The sequence below is a fragment of the Burkholderia sp. KCJ3K979 genome, assembly GCF_016759955.1.
Taxonomy (GTDB): domain Bacteria; phylum Pseudomonadota; class Gammaproteobacteria; order Burkholderiales; family Burkholderiaceae; genus Burkholderia; species Burkholderia orbicola.
Genome location: NZ_JACFYV010000167.1, coordinates 1 through 15,494 on the forward strand (window position 1 = coordinate 1; position 15,494 = coordinate 15,494).

Below are 15,494 nucleotides of genomic sequence, written 5' to 3' on the forward strand. Positions count from 1 at the left end.
ACATCGGCGTGCGGTATGGCGACCAGGTGGCGCAGGACATGATCGCGGTGCGCATCAGCCCGGACATCCGGATGGCGATGGTCGCCGCGCCGTCCTATCTCGACGGCCGCAAGCCGCCGGAGACGCGCATCCAGGAGGTCGCGTCCGGCCCGATCGAATGGTGCTTCGACGACGATTCGCTGGACGAGATCCAGCACTACATGGCCGACGCGCAACTGCGCCGGCTGCCGGTCGTCGATCACGACAAGCGACTGGTCGGCATGCTGTCGCTCGCCGACATCGCGACGCGCACGGCCAGCCCCGAGCGCGACGACGTGGCGAACACGCTCGAAGGCGTGTCGCAACCGAAACAGACGTGACGGAGCGGTTTTCCGCTTCGCCCCGTCCACCCGCGCGACCCGCAGGGCCCGGCCCCGGGCACGGTCGCGCCCCACACAGCCTGGAGGAAACCATGCAGACTCCCGATCAAGGTCAGACCCGCATCATCGGCAAGGGCGCCGCGACGGCGGCCGGCCCCGGCCCCGACGTGATGGCGGCCGATACGCTGGAAGGCGACAAGGTTTATACGACCGACGGCGACGATGTCGGCAAGATCAAGGACATCATGCTCGACGTGCGCTCCGGCCGCATCGCGTATGCGGTGCTGTCGAGCGGCGGCATCCTCGGCATCGGCGACAAGCTGCACGCGATTCCGTGGAGCGCGCTGACGCTCGATACCGAACGCAAGTGCTTCCTGCTGTCGGTATCGTCCGAGCGGATTCGCAATGCGCCGGGGTTCGACAAGGACCACTGGCCGGCGATGGCCGATCCGCAATGGGCCGAGCCGCTGCACGAGTTCTACGGCAGCACGCCGTACTGGAGTGCCGGCGACGAGCTCGGGTTGACCGATCCGACCGAAGACCTCGACGATCCGCGCACGCGCGGCCGTCACTGACCACCTCTGACGCGCGCCGGTTCGCCGGCGCATCCGTTCGACCCGCCCCGCCCCGCGCGGGGCGTTCTTTTTCTATCCGCGCGTGGGGCCCGCGCCGCGCCGGCGCCGGACGCCGTGCGCTACGACCGATGCCGCAGCGCGTCGATCACGACCGAAAACGCGCGCGACGCCTGGCGGCGGCTCGGATAGTACGCGTGATAACCGGGGAACACCGGGCACCAGTCCGGCATCACGATCCGCAGCGCGCCGCTGCGCAGATGCGCGTGCGCGATGTCCTCGGTGACGAACGCGATGCCGAAGCCGTCGAGCGCCGCCTGCAGCAGGTGCGGCTGCGTGTTGCAGGTGATCCGGCCGTTCACGCGCGCCTGGATCGCGTTCTTGCCCTTCTTCAATTCCCACGCGTAGATGCCCTTCGCGGTCGCGAGCCGCAGCGTCACGCAGTCGTGGTCGAGCAGATCCTGCGGCTTCTTCGGCGGCTTGCGGCCGTCGAGATAGGACGGCGCGGCGACCATCGCCATCCGGATGTCCGGGCTGATGCGCACCGCGATCATGTCCTGCGCCACCTGGTCGCCATACCGCACGCCGATGTCGTAGCGCTCTTCCACGATATTCGACAACCCGTAGTCGACCGACAGCTCGACGCGGATGTCCGGATAGTCGGGCAGCACGGCCCGCAGCTTCGGCCAGATGACCGTGTCGATCGGATGCTCGGTGGCCGTGATGCGCACCACGCCGGCCGGCTTGTCCCGGAAATCGGACAGCGCGGCGAGTTGCGCCGAGATCTCGTCGATGCGCGGCGCCACCGCATTGAACAGCGCTTCGCCGGCCTCGGTCGTCGACACGCTGCGCGTCGTGCGCGCCAGCAACCGCACGCCGAGCCGCGCTTCGAGATCGCGCACGGTCTGGCTCAGCGCCGACTGCGACACGCCGAGCCGCGCGGCCGCGCGCGTGAAGCTGCGATCGCGGGCCACCGCGAGAAAGACGAGCAGATCGTTGAAATTTTCGCGCGCCATGTCGAAAGGCTCCGGTCGGGACGAGCGCCAATCGTAGCATCGCCGGCGGCGATTCATCGGTTTAGCTAATAAGTCCAAGCGCGCCGTGCTACTTAATCGATGCCGGACGACTCGCTAGACTGCGAAGCCATCGACCCGTCGCGCCGCGCTCCCGCCCGGCACGCCGGCCTCCCGCTTTCCGGAATCACACGCCATGAATACCCGTCTTTTCGCCACCGTTACCGCCGTCGCCGCGCTCGTCGCGTCCACCCCGCTGTTCGCGCAATCCGCGTCGGACCTCACCCGCGAGCAGGTTCGCGAGGACATGGTTCGCTACTCGGCCGCCGGGTTCAATCCCGCCCGCATGAATCCGCGCACGTGGGTCGACGACGCGCAGGCCGCCGCCATCAAGGTGGAGGCCGCCCGCAACGACGACGCGCGCACGCATCTGGCCGGCCGCGACACGGCCGCGCATTGCGACTGAGCCCGCGACCGGCCCCGTTCGCTCCGATTTCCGTCATGCAATCCGTTTCCACGCCCGAGTGCGGCGCCGCGCCGGGCCATACCGCCGCGTGGGGCGCCGTCCTCGCGATGTCGCTCGGCGCGTTCGCGCTGGTCGCGTCCGAATTCATGCCGGTCAGCCTGCTCACGCCGATCGCGGGCGACCTGCACGTCAGCGAAGGCCAGGCCGGCCAGGCGATCTCCGTATCGGGCGCGTTCGCGCTCGTGACGAGCCTGCTGATCGCGTCGCTCGCCGGGCGCTGCGATCGCAAGCGCCTGCTGCTGTCGCTGACGCTGCTGACGATCGTGTCCGGCACGGTCGTCGCGTTCGCGCCGAACTATGGGGCGTTCATCGCCGGCCGCGCGCTGATCGGCGTGGCGATCGGCGGCTTCTGGTCGATGTCCGCCGCGACCGCGATGCGTCTCGTGCCGGACCGCCAGGTGCCGCGCGCGCTGGCGATCGTGAACGGCGGCAACGCGCTCGCGACCGTCGTGGCCGCGCCGCTCGGCAGCTTCCTCGGCGCGATCGTCGGCTGGCGCTGGGCGTTCTTCTGCGTCGTGCCGGTCGCCGCGCTCGCGCTCGGCTGGAAGCTCGTCAGCCTGCCGGCGATGCCGTCCGCGCCGCCGCGCACGCGCGTCGGCGCGGCGGCGCTGCTGGCCCGGCGGCCGGTCGCATGGGGCATGGCCGCGGTCGGCGTGTTCTTCATGGGCCAGTTCGCGCTGTTCACCTACCTGCGCCCGTTCCTCGAAACCGTCACCCACGCGGGCACGACCACGCTGTCGCTGATGCTGCTCGTGATCGGCGTCGCGGGCGTCGCGGGCACCGCGCTGATCGGCGGCGTCCTCAAATACGGGCTGCACCGCACGCTCGTCGCCACGCCGCTGCTGATGGCCGCGATCGCGGTCGCGCTGACGGGCTTCGGCGCGTCGACCGCGGCCACCGCGTGCCTGCTCGCGCTGTGGGGCCTGCTCGGCACGGTGGCGCCGGTCGGCTGGTGGACCTGGCTCGCGCGCACGCTGCCGCATGATGCGGAGGCCGGCGGCGGGCTGATGGTGGCGGTCGTGCAACTGGCGATCACGCTCGGTGCGACGACGGGCGGCCTGCTATTCGACCTGCACGGCTACCGGGCAACCTTCGCACTGAGCGCCGCGCTGCTCCTGCTGGCCGGCGCGCTGGCCGCCGCGGCCGGCCGCTCGAGCGCGCGCGCCGCGCCGCGCACCGGCGCGTGAGCGGCCGCGCCCCGCGCACCGTCAGCCTTTTTACAAGGGTCGTGTAACGTCCCCGTCCGGCTTCATGGCGCCGCCGCTCGCCGATTCGAGGTAGCCCAGCAGCCGGTGCGGCGTCAGCGGCTTCGCGCAGTGCGCGTCGAAGCCGGCTTCCTTCGCCCGTTCGCAATCGCGTCGCGAGGCAAGCCCGCTGCATGCGATGAGCAGCATGTCCGACGTTTGCGGATCGCGCCGCAGCCGCGCCGCGAGCTGCAGCCCGTCGAGGCCCGGCATCGCAATGTCGAGCACGACCGCGAACGGCTGCCAGTCGCGCGCGACGTCGCACACGGCGAACGGATCGTCGGCGACCTGGCACTCGAAGCCGCGCGCCTCGAGCAGCAGGCGCAGCGCATCCGCCGCATCGCGATAGTCGTCGACGACCAGCACGCGGCGCGGACGGCGCGGCACGCTGTCGGGCGCGCGCCACAGCAGCACGTCGTCGGCGGCCGGATCGTCGCCGGGGTCGAGTTGCATCGTGCTTCTCCTGTCGTTGGACCGGCCTGCCACGCAAGGCGCGCGCCCATGCCGACTGCATGCGGCATGCCGGTTGCTGCCTTGCTCGCATCGTCGACACAGGAGTCTTTCATGCGCACGATGCGGCTTCGATCGTCCGGTGTGCTTCCCAATGCGCGTGCGACAGCACGAGCGCCGGCATGTTCCGCGCGACGGCAGCGTGCCGCCCGTCCAGCCTGCGCCGGAGATGCCGCATGACGCGCAAAACGCCCGACCGCCAGGCGCCGACGCGGCAGCCGCCCGACGACGATGCCCCGGCCACGCTCGACGCGTGCCGCCGCTGCCCGTTGTGGGAACACGCGACGCAGCCGGTGCCGGGCGCCGGGCCCGTCGACGCGCCGATCATGCTGGTCGGCGAGCAGCCGGGCGACCAGGAGGACCGTGCAGGCCTGCCGTTCGTCGGCGCGGCCGGCCGCATGCTCGACCGCGCGCTCGACGAAGCCGGGATCAAACGCGCGCATGTCTACCTGACGAACGCGGTCAAGCACTTCAAATGGGAGCCGCGCGGCAAGCGCCGGCTGCACAAGACACCCGCGCAGCGTGAAGTGGCGGCGTGCCACTACTGGCTCGAGCGCGAACTGCAAGCCGTCCAGCCGCGCGTGGTGGTCGCGCTCGGCGCGACGGCGCTGCGCGCGGTGCTGCAGGACAACGACGCGACGCTGGAGCGCACGCGCGCTCCGGTGCGCACCGAGGACGGCCGGCTCGTCGTCGCGACCTATCACCCTTCGTACGTGCTGCGCACGCGCGGCGCCGATTCCCGCGAGCATGCATACCGCACGCCGGTCGACGCGTTGCGCACCGCGTCGCGCCTCGCCCGCGAGCGGCGCCACGGCGGCGGGCGCCCGACGCACGGGGATGCCGGATGAGCGGACTCGACGAAGACGCGCAGCCGGCGGCCGAGGCGCCGCCGGCCGCCGCGAAACCGTGGTATCGGCGGCTCGGCCCCGGCCTCCTCGCGGGCGCGTCGGATGCCGATCCGAGCAACGTCGCCGTCTACGCGCAGGCCGGCAGCCAGTTCGGTTTCAACATGCTGTGGATGATCGTCGTCACGCTGCCGATGATGGTGGCCGTGCAGCTCGCGTCGGCGTTCTTCGGGCGACGCAATCGCGAAGGGCTCGTGGCCGGCATCCGTCAGCACTATTCCGAGCGCGTCGCGAAGATGCTGATCGGGATGGTCGTGATCGTCAACGTCGTGAACGTCGGCGCCGATCTCGCGGCGATGGGCGACGCGACGGCGCTCGTCGTCGGCGGCCGCAGCTACTGGTATGCGCCGCTCTACGGGATCGCATCGCTCGCGTTGCAGGTGATGCTGTCGTACGAACGCTACGCGCGCTGGCTCAAATGGATGACGCTCGGCCTGATCGCGTACGTGCTCGAACTCGGCTTCGTGCACGTCGACTGGGGCAACCTGCTGCACGCGATCGTGCTGCCGCACATCGCCTTCACGCACGACTATGCGACCACCGCGGTCGCCGTGCTCGGCACGACGCTGAGCCCGTACCTGTTCGTGTGGCAGGCCGCGCTCGAAGTCGAGGAAACCACGGCCGAGCAACAGAACGGCGAGCGCAACACGCGCAGCGAGACCGAACAGCGCATCACGTTCGACACGTGGACCGGCATGATCGTCACCAACGCCGTGTCGTTCTGCATCATGGTGATCGGCGCGGCCGTGTTCTTCGCGCACGGCCGGCACGACATCGGCAGCACCGCGCAGGCCGCCGAGGCGTTGCGGCCGATCGCCGGCGAAGCCGCGTTCCTGGTGTTCGCGTTCGGCATCGTCGGCTGCGGGCTGCTCGCGATTCCCGCGTTCGCGGGCAGCGCCGCCTACGGTTGCGCGGAAGCGTGGCGGTTTCGCGAAGGGCTGAACGAGCCCGTGCGGCGCGCACCCGCGTTCTACACGGTGCTGGCGCTGTGCGTGATCGTCGGCATCGCGATCTGCTTCAGCCCGATCGACCCGATCCGCGCGTTGTACTGGAGCGCCGTGCTCAACGGCGTCGCGGCGGTGCCGATGCTCGTGCTGGTGATGCTGCTGTCGCAACAGCGCGATGCGGCAGGACAGCCCGGCAGCGGGCCGGTATCGAAAATGTTCGGCTGGCTGGCGGTCGCGCTGATGGCGGTGTCGGTGGTGACGATGATCGTCGATGTGCTGACGTGAGGGATTGAAGCGGGGGGACGTTCATAAGGTTGCGTACGCAACCTGATGGACCGGCAAGCGGGCGGCCGCGCCGCGCGCGGCACGCCCGCCCGGGTGTTACATCATCTTGCCGCGCGAGCGCTCGGCACGTGCCGCATCGGCCGCGGACTCCACCTTCTTCACTTCCTCCGGCGGCGGCAGCACCGCCTTGAAGCCCATCGACTCGATCCACATTTCGCGCGCCCAGCCCCGCGTGTGATACAGGTGATGGTCCTCGTCGGCCTCGACCTCGTCGTGCGCGGCCTTCAGCGCCTTCGCGGCATCGCTGTCGGGCAGTTGATCAGCCGCGTAGCCGATCAGCTCCCAGTTCAGGTGATCCTTGGTTTCGGCCAGCACCACGCACTCGGCGGCGACGACCTGCGCGACCGCCGGGTCGGCCTGCTTCTTCGCCTGCTGGATCACCTGCACGAGCGACTTGCCGGTTGCCGCCACCGCGGCGCGCCCCGGCGACTGCGCATCCGGATCGAGGCCCAGTGTTTCGAATACCTTGCGCAGCACCTCCTGGTGATGCAGCGTCTCGCGATGGTACTTCTCCCATTCCTTATGGAGGTCCTCGTCGGTCGCGCACTGGAGCGCGGCCTCGTAGATCTGCGCGCCGCCAAGCTCGGTCTCGTATGCCTGGCAGAGCAGTTCGAGGATACCTTCGTGCTTCGATTGCCGTTGGGCCATGACTGCTTCTCCGAAAAGCGGGCCGCATGGGCGGCCCAGGGGTGGAACCGGGCACGCGTTATTGCGTGCCCACCTTGCGTGCGAGCGTCTGCGCCATGCTCAGGTGATGCTTGAGCGTCGGCAGCGTGGATTGGGCGAACGCGCGCAGTTGCGCATCCTTGCCGTCGCGCGCTTCGTCCTCGAACAACGCGACCGCCTTCTGGTGCGCGTCGGGGCCGGCCGCCGCGAGATACGCGGTGTCGAAGTCGTGCCCGCTCTTGCCGCGCAGCGCCTCCACGTCAGGGTCGGAAATCTGTTCGACCTGCGGCTTGATACCCTTGCGCGCGGCGATTTCGTTGAGCTTCGCGTTCGCCTTGCCGTGATCCGCGACCATCCGTTTCGCGAACGCCCGCACGTCCGCCGACTGCGCCTGCTTCAGCGCGAGCTGGCTTGCCTGCACTTCGGCCTTGCCGGCCATCGCGGCCTTGTCGACGAACTCCGCGTCGGTGCCCTTCGGCGCTTTCGCGATGCCGGGGTCCCCGGCGGCGCCAGCGCCCGACGACGGGTTGATCACGCCGCCCGGCACATGCGCATTCGATGCGGGCGGCTCGCTCGGCATCTGCGCGCGAGCAAGCCCCGACACGGCGAGCACGCCGGCGGCGAGCGCCGCGATCGTCCAGTTGGGTTGTCTCATCAGCTTTCTCCTGGTGCTTGCGTGGAAACGGCCATCAGCCGCCGACGATCGAGCCGCCGTTCGGATGCAGCGTCTGCCCGGTCATGTAGCTCGCGCCGTCCGACGCGAGCAGCACGTAGCAGTCGATCAATTCGTCCGGCTGGCCCGGCCGCTTGAGCGGCACGTTCGAGCCGAATTTCGCGACCTGCTCGGGCGTGAACGTCGACGGAATCAGCGGCGTCCAGATCGGCCCCGGCGCGACCGCGTTCACGCGGATGTCGCGTTCGGCCAGCTCGATCGACAGCGAGCGCGTGAACGCGACGATCGCGCCCTTGGTCGCCGAATAGTCGGGCAATTTCGGGCTGCCGTGATAAGCAGTGACCGACGCCGTGTTGACGATGCGGCCGCCTTCCTTCAGGTGCGGCAGCGCGGCCTGCGTGCAGAAGAACATTCCGTATACGTTGGTGCGGAACGTGCGTTCGAGCTGTTCCTCGGACACGTCCTCGATGCCCGGCTGCGGATGCTGCTCGCCCGCGTTGTTCACGAGCACGTCGAGCCGGCCGAGCCGCTCGACCGTGCGGGCGACCGCATCGCGCGCCTGCCGGCGATCGCCGACGTCGCACGCGATCGCCTCGCAGCGTCGGCCGGCCTGCTCGATCAGTTGCTTCGTGTGCGCGGCGTCGTCGGATTCCTTCAGGTAGACGATCGCGACGTCCGCGCCCTCCTTCGCGAAACCGACCGCCACGGCGCGGCCGATCCCGCTGTCGCCGCCCGTCACCAGCGCGACCTTGCCGGCGAGCTTGCCGCTGCCGACGTAGTCGGCCGCCTCGTCGCGCGGCTTCGGATGCATGTCGCGCTCCGTGCCCGGCTGCTGCGTCTGTTTCTGCGGCGGGGGAGTCTGTGCGGTGGTCATGGGTTCCTCCTTGAACAGGTGCCGCCGATGCTGCGCAAGCGGCGTGCCGCGCGCGGCGCACGCCGGCCCGCGCACGGCGGCCGTGTTTTTACGGTTGGCGTTGCAAGCGCTTGGAAAAAGGGCGTGGTCAGCGCGGGCCGCCGGACGGCGCTTCGTCGGGCCGGCGCACCGGATCGAAATCGCGCCATTCGCCGTCCTGCCAGTCGCCTTCGACGCGCTCGATCGACTTCGCGCCGGTCGCGCGCAGCACGTCTTCGGCGGCCGTCGCGGTGTCGGGCGTCACGCGCGCGGCGAGGATCACGCCGGTCTCGCTCTGCGCGAGCGTGCCCTTGCCTTCGGCCTGCTCGCCGCGCATGCGGCCGAGCGCGCCGCCGAATGCGCCGAGATAGGCGCCGGCCAGCGCGGCGGCGGCCGGCACGAACCAGTAGCGCAGGCCGAGCGCATAGACGATCAACCCGAGGACGACGCCGATCAGCAGCCCGCGGATCGCACCGACCATCGCGCCGCGCCCGCCGGGCTTGGCCGCCGTGTCGGCATACACGTCGCCGCCGATCGGGAAGCGTGCGTGCTGGCCGCCGGGGTTCAGGAAGAAGATCGACACGTCGTCCGGCCTGAACGCGCGCTCGTAGAGGTGACGCGCCCCACCTTCCGCTTCATCGAACGTCGTGAAACGGCCTGCGACGATCATCGCCATGGTCGTGCTCCTCGTGGTGGATGCGCCGCGCGCGCAAGTACGCGGCGCGACGGGGCGACGCTCACATCAGCCGCCCGAGTTCCTTCGATACCGATGCCGGCGTGTCGTACTCGCGCTCGGGAATCTTGCGCAGCATGTCGAGCACCGCCGGGTCCGCATGCGAGCGTTCCGCGCACTGCACGACGTCCGACTTGCTCGCCGGGTAGTCCATTCCCTTCAGCGCCTTCTGCACGTCGACCGGGCTCGGCGGCTTGCCGTGGCCCGTCTGATGGCCGCCCTTGTCGTGGTCCTGCTGCGTGCGCTCGCCTTCGTGCGCGCGCGAGTGGCTGTATTCGTGGCCCGTATGTTGTCGGGATGTCATGAAAGCCTCCTTGGAAAATGAACGAAATCACGCGGACTGCCGGCGCGCGCGCGCGAACGCGGCAAACACCAGCGCCGCCGCGCCGAGCGCGACCGCGCCGGCGACCTTCGGCCGCTGCACCACCGAGTTGTACGCACAGCTGCGCAGCACGGGCCCTTCCATGCCTTCGCGCTCGTGCAGCGCGTGGCGCGAGTCGTACAGCGCGTTGTCGTCGCGCGGCCGCGCGGGGCGCACCGTGCGCTGGCCGCGGGAGAACAGCGTGGCCGCGAGGCGATCGAACAGGCGCGGCGCGTGGTACGCGCTCGCCGACGTCAACTTGGCGGCCCCGCCGACGAACAGCGTGCGGCGCGGATGCGCGGCCGCGAACAGGATCGCGTCGGCCACCAGATCGGGGTCGTAGATCGGCGGCGGCAGCTTCGCCTCGACGTTCATGTAGTTCTTCGCGTGCATCACGAACATCGTGTCGATCGCGGCCGGCTTGATCAGCGTGACGGACACCGGCAGGTGGTCCGCTTCCATCTCGAGCCGCAGCGAATCGGTGAAGCCCTTCACCGCGTGCTTCGATGCGACGTACGCGCTTTGCAGCGGCACCGGCGCGTCGGACGCCTCGCTGCCCATGTTGATGATCGCGCCGCCGTGGAAATCGCTCTTGCGCCGGAAATGGTCGGCCGCGACGAGCGAGCCGTGCACGACGCCCCAGTAGTTGGTGTCGAACAGCCGGCGCTGATCCTCGAGCGGCACCTGGGCCGCCGTGCCGAAGATCGACACGCCGGCATTGTTGATCCAGGTGTCGAAGCCGCCGTACGTGTCGGCCGCCGCCGCGGCCGCGCGCTGCAGGTCCTCGACGTTGCCGACGTCGCCGGCGACCGGCACCGCGAGGCCGCCGTGCTGGCGGATTTCCTCGCACAGCGTGTTCAACGCTTCCTCGTTGCGCGCGAATAGCACGAGCTTCGCGCCGCGCCGTGCCGCCTTGCGCGCGGTGACGAGACCGATGCCGCTCGTCGCGCCGGTAATCACGATCGTCTGTTCGCCGACCGGTTTTAGCATGCAGTTCATCGCTGGACTCCTGTGACGGTCGCGTCGCGGTTATTTGGGCCGGATGGTCAACTGGTCGCGCACGCCCTGCACGCCGTCGACCTGCTTCACGACGCTGACGGCCTGCGTGCGCTGCTGCTCGTCGGGCACGCTGCCGGTGAGCGTCACGGTGCCGTGCCGGGTCTTCACGTGGATGTCGCCGGCCGACAGGCCGCTCGTGCCGACGAGTTCGGCCTTCGCCTTGGTCGTGATCGTCGCGTCGCGGATCTTCGTGCCGGTGCTCGAATGCGACGACGACGTCGATGACGATGCGGTGCCGTCGTCGCCGGCGGCGACCGCGTTCGGCGCGACGACCATGCACGCGGCGGCCGCGGCGATCGCGACCGCCATGCCGGTGCGCAGCGCGCGTTGACGGCGGATTCGCGGGGAGCGGGCTTGCAGCGGGGATACCTTCATCGTGACCTCCTTTCGTCAAGCCGGACAAGCCGGCAGGTGAAAGGGAGGCGCGCAAGTCGCGTGCCGCGCCGCATGCCAGCGCGCCACAGCGATCAGACGCCCTTTCATCCAACGCGTTGTAATTTTTTCGGCACACCGGGAAGCGGTTTTCCCCGCAATCCGGCGGGCATGCCGATTGCCGAGCGACCAACAAGGGTGGCCCGTGTGCGCGGCCCCGATACCGGGAGCAATACCATGCAAAGAATTGCGTTGATCAGTGAACATGCGTCGCCGCTGGGGGTGATCGGCGGCGTCGATGCCGGTGGTCAGAACATCTATGTCGCGAACGTCGCGAAGCAGCTCGCGGAGCGCGGCCTGGACGTCGACGTCTACACCCGCTGCGACAATCCGCATTTGCCGGAAGTCGTGTCGATCGGCCCGCGCATGCGCGTGATCCACGTGCCGGCCGGCCCGCCGACCGACGTGCCCAAGGAGCAGCTGCTGCCGTACATGGGCCCGTTCGCGCAGTACATGATCGCGCGCATGCGGCGCGAGCCCGATCCGGTCGACGTGATGCACGCGAACTTCTTCATGTCCGGCGACGCAGCGCTGCGCGTGAAGAAAGCGCTCGGCATCCCGCTCGTCACGACGTTCCATGCGCTCGGCCGCGTGCGGCGGCTGCACCAGGGCACGGCCGACGGCTTTCCCGACGCCCGCTTCGCGATCGAGGACACGCTCGCGCGCCGCTCGGACCGCCTGATCGCCGAATGCCCGCAGGATGCGCTCGACCTGACGACGCACTATCGCGCCGACACCGCGCGCATCGAGATCGTGCCGTGCGGCTTCGATGCGCGGGAATTCCGGCCGGTGCCGCGCGTCGATGCGCGCGCGCGGCTCGGCTGGCCGCAGGACGCATTCGTCGTACTTCAACTGGGGCGCCTCGTGCCCCGCAAGGGCATCGACACCGTGATCGACGCGCTCGCACGCATGCCGCGCGACCCGCAGCGGCCGACACACCTGTACGTGGTCGGCGGCAGCCAGCCGACGCCCGACCCCGCGCGCGACCCGGAACTCGCGCGGCTCGCCGCATTCGCGCACGAACTCGGGATCGCGAACCGCGTGACCTTCGTCGGCCGGCGCGATCGCGACGCGCTGCACCTGTACTACAGCGCGGCCGACGTGTTCGTGACGACGCCGTGGTACGAACCGTTCGGCATCACGCCGGTCGAGGCGATGGCGTGCGCGGCGCCGGTGATCGGCAGCGACGTCGGCGGCATCCGCACGACGGTCGACGACGGCACGACCGGCTATCTCGTGCCGCCGCGTGACCCCGCCGCGCTGGCCGCGCGCCTCGTGCAACTGCGCGCGCAACCGGACCTGTGCGCCGCGCTCGGCCGTGCCGGCTACCTGCGCGCGCATCGCTTCTACACCTGGCAAGGCGTCGCCGACCGGCTCGTCGACATCTACCGCGACGTCGCCCACGCGCAGCGCGCCGGCACGTCGGCCGGCACCGGCCGGCGCACGCCGGTCGCCACCACGCGAGGCGTGCTCGCTCACCGCAAGGAGAATACGTAATGAAGGGCTACGACCGAAAACGCGTCCTCGTCACCGGCGGCGCCGGCTTTCTCGGTTCGCATCTGTGCGAACGCCTCGTGACGGCCGGCCACGACGTGCTGTGCGTCGACAATTTCTACACGGGCACGAAGGACAACATCGCGCACCTGCTCGATGCGCCGAATTTCGAGCTGATGCGGCACGACGTGACGTTTCCGCTCTACGTCGAAGTCGACGAGATCTACAACCTCGCGTGCCCGGCGTCGCCCGTTCACTACCAGCGCGACCCCGTGCAGACGACCAAGACCAGCGTGCACGGCGCGATCAACCTGCTCGGCCTCGCGAAACGCGTGAAGGCGCGCATCCTGCAGGCGTCGACGAGCGAGGTGTACGGCGACCCCGACGTGCATCCGCAGGACGAGCACTATTGCGGCCGCGTCAATCCGACCGGCATCCGCGCGTGCTACGACGAAGGCAAGCGCTGCGCGGAAACCCTGTTCGCGGACTATCACCGCCAGTACGGCATCGACGTGCGGATCGCGCGGATCTTCAACACCTACGGCCCGCGCATGCACCCGGCCGACGGGCGTGTGGTGTCGAACTTCGTCACGCAGGCGCTCGCGGAACAGCCGTTGACCGTCTACGGCGACGGCAAGCAGACGCGCTCGTTCTGCTACGTCGACGACATGGTCGATGCGTTGATCCGGCTGATGGATGAACCGGGGGATGCGAGCGAGCCGGTCAATCTCGGCAGCGACGTGGAGATCGCGATGATCGACGTCGCGCGGGAAGTCGTGCGGATCGTCGGCGCCAACGTGCCGATCGAATTCCGGCCGCTGCCGTCCGACGATCCGCGCCAGCGGCGGCCGAATCTGGCGGCCGCTCAGAAGCGGCTCGGCTGGCGCGCGACGACGACGTTCGCGAACGGGCTCGCGCACACCGCGCGCTACTTCATTCAGCGCCAGGTCACGCACCACGCGCCCGGCGACCTCGTGCGCAGCACGCGCATCGCGTCGCATCTGCTGGCCCAGGTCCACACGCAGAACCGGCCGGCGCCGACGACGTGACGCGGCTGACGCGACCGAAGCAACCGAAGCGCGACGTGCGTCAGCCGTCGCGCTTCGTCACGTGCGCGATCTTGTGCGCCAGTTCGCGCACGTCGACCGGCTTGCACAGGTAGCCGTCGAAGCCGGCCTCCAGCGCGCGGCGTTCGTCGGCGAGGCCAGCGTGCGCGGTGACGGCCAGCACGCGCACGTCGAGCGGGCCGCTGTCGCCGTTCGTCGCGCCGCGCCGTAACGCCTCCAGCAGCCAGAAGCCGTCGCCGTCGGGCATCGCGAGGTCGGACAGCACGACCGTCGGCCGCATGTCGGCCACCATCGCGAGCGCCTCGCGGCCCGACGACGCGATCGCGACCGCCGCGCCGAACGTGGTCAGCGCGGCGGTGAGACTGGCCCGCGTGGTCGCGTCGTCGTCGACGATCAGGATGCGCTGCGTGTCGAGCACGAGCGCCTCGTGCCGACCGCGCGCCTGCGCGATGCTCCACGCCATCGCGCCGGCCGGCTGCCAGCCGGCCGGCAGCGTCACCGTGAACGTCGTGCCGCGATCGCGGCCCGCACTCGCGACGCTCACGCTGCCGCCGTGCAGTTGCGCGATATGTCGCACGATCGACAGGCCGAGACCGAGCCCTCGTCGCGGCGACGCGGGCGAATCGTCCGCGCGGCGGAACATGTCGAACACGTACGGCAGGAACTCGGTCGCGACGCCCTGCCCCGTATCGGCCACGGTCAGCACCACCTGCGTGCCGTCGCGCGCGAGGCCGACCGTCACGCTGCCGCCGGCCGGCGTGAATTTCATCGCATTCGAGATGAGGTTCGACAGCATCTGCCGCAACCGCTCGGCATCGCCCGACACGATGCACGCGGACGCGTCGCAGTCGAATGCGAGCATGATGCCGGCCGACGAGGCGGCGGTCTGGAACGTGCCGACCTGATCGGAGAACAACCGCACGACGTCGACCGGCGTCGCGTCGAGCCGCAGCTTGCCGGTCGCGAGCGACGACGCATCGAGAATGTCGCCGACCATCCGCGTGAGCGAACGCGCGCTGCGGTCGATCGCGTCGATCGCCTGATGCTGCAACGCGTGGTCGCCCGTGTTGCGCAACACCTCGATCCACCCGTAGATCACGTTCAGCGGCGTGCGCAATTCATGCGACACCGTGGCCAGCAGCTCGTCCTTCAGCCGGTTCGACGTATCGGCCTGATCGCGCGCATCGCGCGCGCCCTGCAGCGAGCGCTGCGCCCGCAGGTCGCGACGACGCTGCGCACCGGTCTCGCGCAGCGTCAGCGACAGCGCGACGCACGCCCGCGCGTCGCCCTGCACCGGGCACGCCGACACCGTCGCCCGAAAGCGCCGGCCGTCGCGCCGCACGCACAACAGTTCGAGCGGCCCGACCGGTTCCTGCATCGCGTCGAACGCGTCGGCGAGCGGATTGAGCCGCAGCCAGCGCCGCGCGATCAGCGTGTCGAACCTGCGGCCGCGCGCGTCGGCCTCGTCGTAGCCGAAGAGCCGCTGCGCAGCCGCGTTCCAGCTCGCGATGCGGCCGCTGGCGTCGATCCCGACGATCGCGTCCGGCGACGCCTCGACGACCGCATGCTGGAGCCGCGACGCATCGATGCGCGCGCGGTCCGCGCCGGCATCGCGCAACAGCAGCACCGCGCCGTCCAGGTTGCCTTCCGCATCGCCGATCGGCGACGCGACCGCGACGATCGGCACCGGCTCGCC

General features: G+C 70.1%; 18 protein-coding genes. 8 read left to right on the forward strand and 10 right to left on the reverse strand.

Annotated features, from left to right (window positions below):
- The coding region (locus H3O04_RS26540; RefSeq protein ID WP_237666436.1) for a CBS domain-containing protein at window positions 1–359 on the forward strand (359 nt) is incomplete at its 5' end.
- A gap of 92 nt (window positions 360–451) precedes the next feature.
- Window positions 452–934, forward strand: coding sequence for a PRC-barrel domain-containing protein (locus H3O04_RS26545; RefSeq protein ID WP_006498342.1), 483 nt, complete (start codon window positions 452–454; stop codon window positions 932–934).
- A gap of 119 nt (window positions 935–1,053) precedes the next feature.
- Here the strand turns inward: H3O04_RS26545 and H3O04_RS26550 are convergent, their stop codons facing one another.
- Entirely contained in the window at window positions 1,054–1,947 is an 894-nt protein-coding gene (locus H3O04_RS26550) for a LysR family transcriptional regulator (protein WP_011545564.1), read from the reverse strand.
- A gap of 193 nt (window positions 1,948–2,140) precedes the next feature.
- Here H3O04_RS26550 and H3O04_RS26555 point away from each other — a divergent pair, with 193 nt between their 5' ends.
- The gene (locus H3O04_RS26555; RefSeq protein WP_202588787.1) at window positions 2,141–2,410 is read left to right on the forward strand and encodes a DUF4148 domain-containing protein; all 270 of its coding nucleotides are present in this window, start codon (window positions 2,141–2,143) and stop codon (window positions 2,408–2,410) included.
- A 35-nt stretch (window positions 2,411–2,445) separates the two neighbouring features.
- On the forward strand, window positions 2,446–3,657 hold the full coding sequence (locus H3O04_RS26560; RefSeq protein ID WP_202588788.1) for an MFS transporter: 1,212 nt from the start codon (window positions 2,446–2,448) through the stop codon (window positions 3,655–3,657).
- A 30-nt stretch (window positions 3,658–3,687) separates the two neighbouring features.
- Here the strand turns inward: H3O04_RS26560 and H3O04_RS26565 are convergent, their stop codons facing one another.
- Window positions 3,688–4,167 carry a response regulator gene (locus tag H3O04_RS26565; protein WP_011545567.1) on the reverse strand — a complete coding sequence of 160 codons (480 nt, stop codon included), beginning with the start codon at window positions 4,165–4,167 and terminating at the stop codon, window positions 3,688–3,690.
- A 233-nt stretch (window positions 4,168–4,400) separates the two neighbouring features.
- On the opposite strand from H3O04_RS26565, the gene H3O04_RS26570 reads away from it, so the two are divergent.
- Window positions 4,401–5,072 carry a UdgX family uracil-DNA binding protein gene (locus tag H3O04_RS26570; protein WP_202588789.1) on the forward strand — a complete coding sequence of 224 codons (672 nt, stop codon included), beginning with the start codon at window positions 4,401–4,403 and terminating at the stop codon, window positions 5,070–5,072.
- Window positions 5,069–6,361, forward strand: coding sequence for an NRAMP family divalent metal transporter (locus H3O04_RS26575; RefSeq protein ID WP_202588790.1), 1,293 nt, complete (start codon window positions 5,069–5,071; stop codon window positions 6,359–6,361). The genes H3O04_RS26570 and H3O04_RS26575 overlap by 4 nt, the downstream gene beginning before the upstream one ends.
- A gap of 96 nt (window positions 6,362–6,457) precedes the next feature.
- Here the strand turns inward: H3O04_RS26575 and H3O04_RS26580 are convergent, their stop codons facing one another.
- The 7 genes from H3O04_RS26580 to H3O04_RS26610 all read right to left on the reverse strand — a co-directional run bounded on the left by H3O04_RS26580 (window position 6,458) and on the right by H3O04_RS26610 (window position 11,180).
- Window positions 6,458–7,069, reverse strand: a complete 612-nt coding sequence (locus tag H3O04_RS26580; RefSeq protein WP_011545570.1) for a hypothetical protein — start codon at window positions 7,067–7,069, stop codon at window positions 6,458–6,460.
- A gap of 58 nt (window positions 7,070–7,127) precedes the next feature.
- Window positions 7,128–7,742: a DUF4142 domain-containing protein gene (locus tag H3O04_RS26585; RefSeq protein ID WP_011545571.1), complete on the reverse strand. Its 615-nt coding sequence runs from the start codon at window positions 7,740–7,742 to the stop codon at window positions 7,128–7,130.
- Window positions 7,743–7,776: 34 nt separating this feature from the next.
- Entirely contained in the window at window positions 7,777–8,634 is an 858-nt protein-coding gene (locus tag H3O04_RS26590) for an SDR family oxidoreductase (RefSeq protein WP_011545572.1), read from the reverse strand.
- Between the two features lie 127 nt (window positions 8,635–8,761).
- Window positions 8,762–9,328, reverse strand: a complete 567-nt coding sequence (locus H3O04_RS26595) for a hypothetical protein (protein ID WP_023475738.1) — start codon at window positions 9,326–9,328, stop codon at window positions 8,762–8,764.
- 61 nt (window positions 9,329–9,389) lie between these two features.
- Window positions 9,390–9,689, reverse strand: a complete 300-nt coding sequence (locus H3O04_RS26600) for a DUF2795 domain-containing protein (protein ID WP_011545574.1) — start codon at window positions 9,687–9,689, stop codon at window positions 9,390–9,392.
- A gap of 27 nt (window positions 9,690–9,716) precedes the next feature.
- Window positions 9,717–10,745, reverse strand: a complete 1,029-nt coding sequence (locus H3O04_RS26605) for an SDR family oxidoreductase (RefSeq protein ID WP_012336603.1) — start codon at window positions 10,743–10,745, stop codon at window positions 9,717–9,719.
- A 30-nt stretch (window positions 10,746–10,775) separates the two neighbouring features.
- Window positions 10,776–11,180 (reverse strand): BON domain-containing protein, encoded by a 405-nt coding sequence (locus H3O04_RS26610; RefSeq protein WP_105797987.1) that lies wholly within the window; start codon window positions 11,178–11,180, stop codon window positions 10,776–10,778.
- Window positions 11,181–11,414: 234 nt separating this feature from the next.
- Here H3O04_RS26610 and H3O04_RS26615 point away from each other — a divergent pair, with 234 nt between their 5' ends.
- Both H3O04_RS26615 and H3O04_RS26620 read left to right on the forward strand, forming a co-directional pair.
- Window positions 11,415–12,734 carry a glycosyltransferase family 4 protein gene (locus H3O04_RS26615; RefSeq protein WP_175833005.1) on the forward strand — a complete coding sequence of 440 codons (1,320 nt, stop codon included), beginning with the start codon at window positions 11,415–11,417 and terminating at the stop codon, window positions 12,732–12,734.
- A complete protein-coding gene (locus H3O04_RS26620; RefSeq protein ID WP_011545578.1) occupies window positions 12,734–13,780 on the forward strand; it encodes a UDP-glucuronic acid decarboxylase family protein in 1,047 nt (348 codons plus the stop codon). The genes H3O04_RS26615 and H3O04_RS26620 overlap by 1 nt, the downstream gene beginning before the upstream one ends.
- Before the next feature lie 40 nt (window positions 13,781–13,820).
- Here H3O04_RS26620 and H3O04_RS26625 read toward each other — a convergent pair.
- Window positions 13,821–15,494 (reverse strand): hybrid sensor histidine kinase/response regulator (locus tag H3O04_RS26625; protein WP_202588791.1); only part of this gene is annotated, 1,674 nt, incomplete at its 5' end.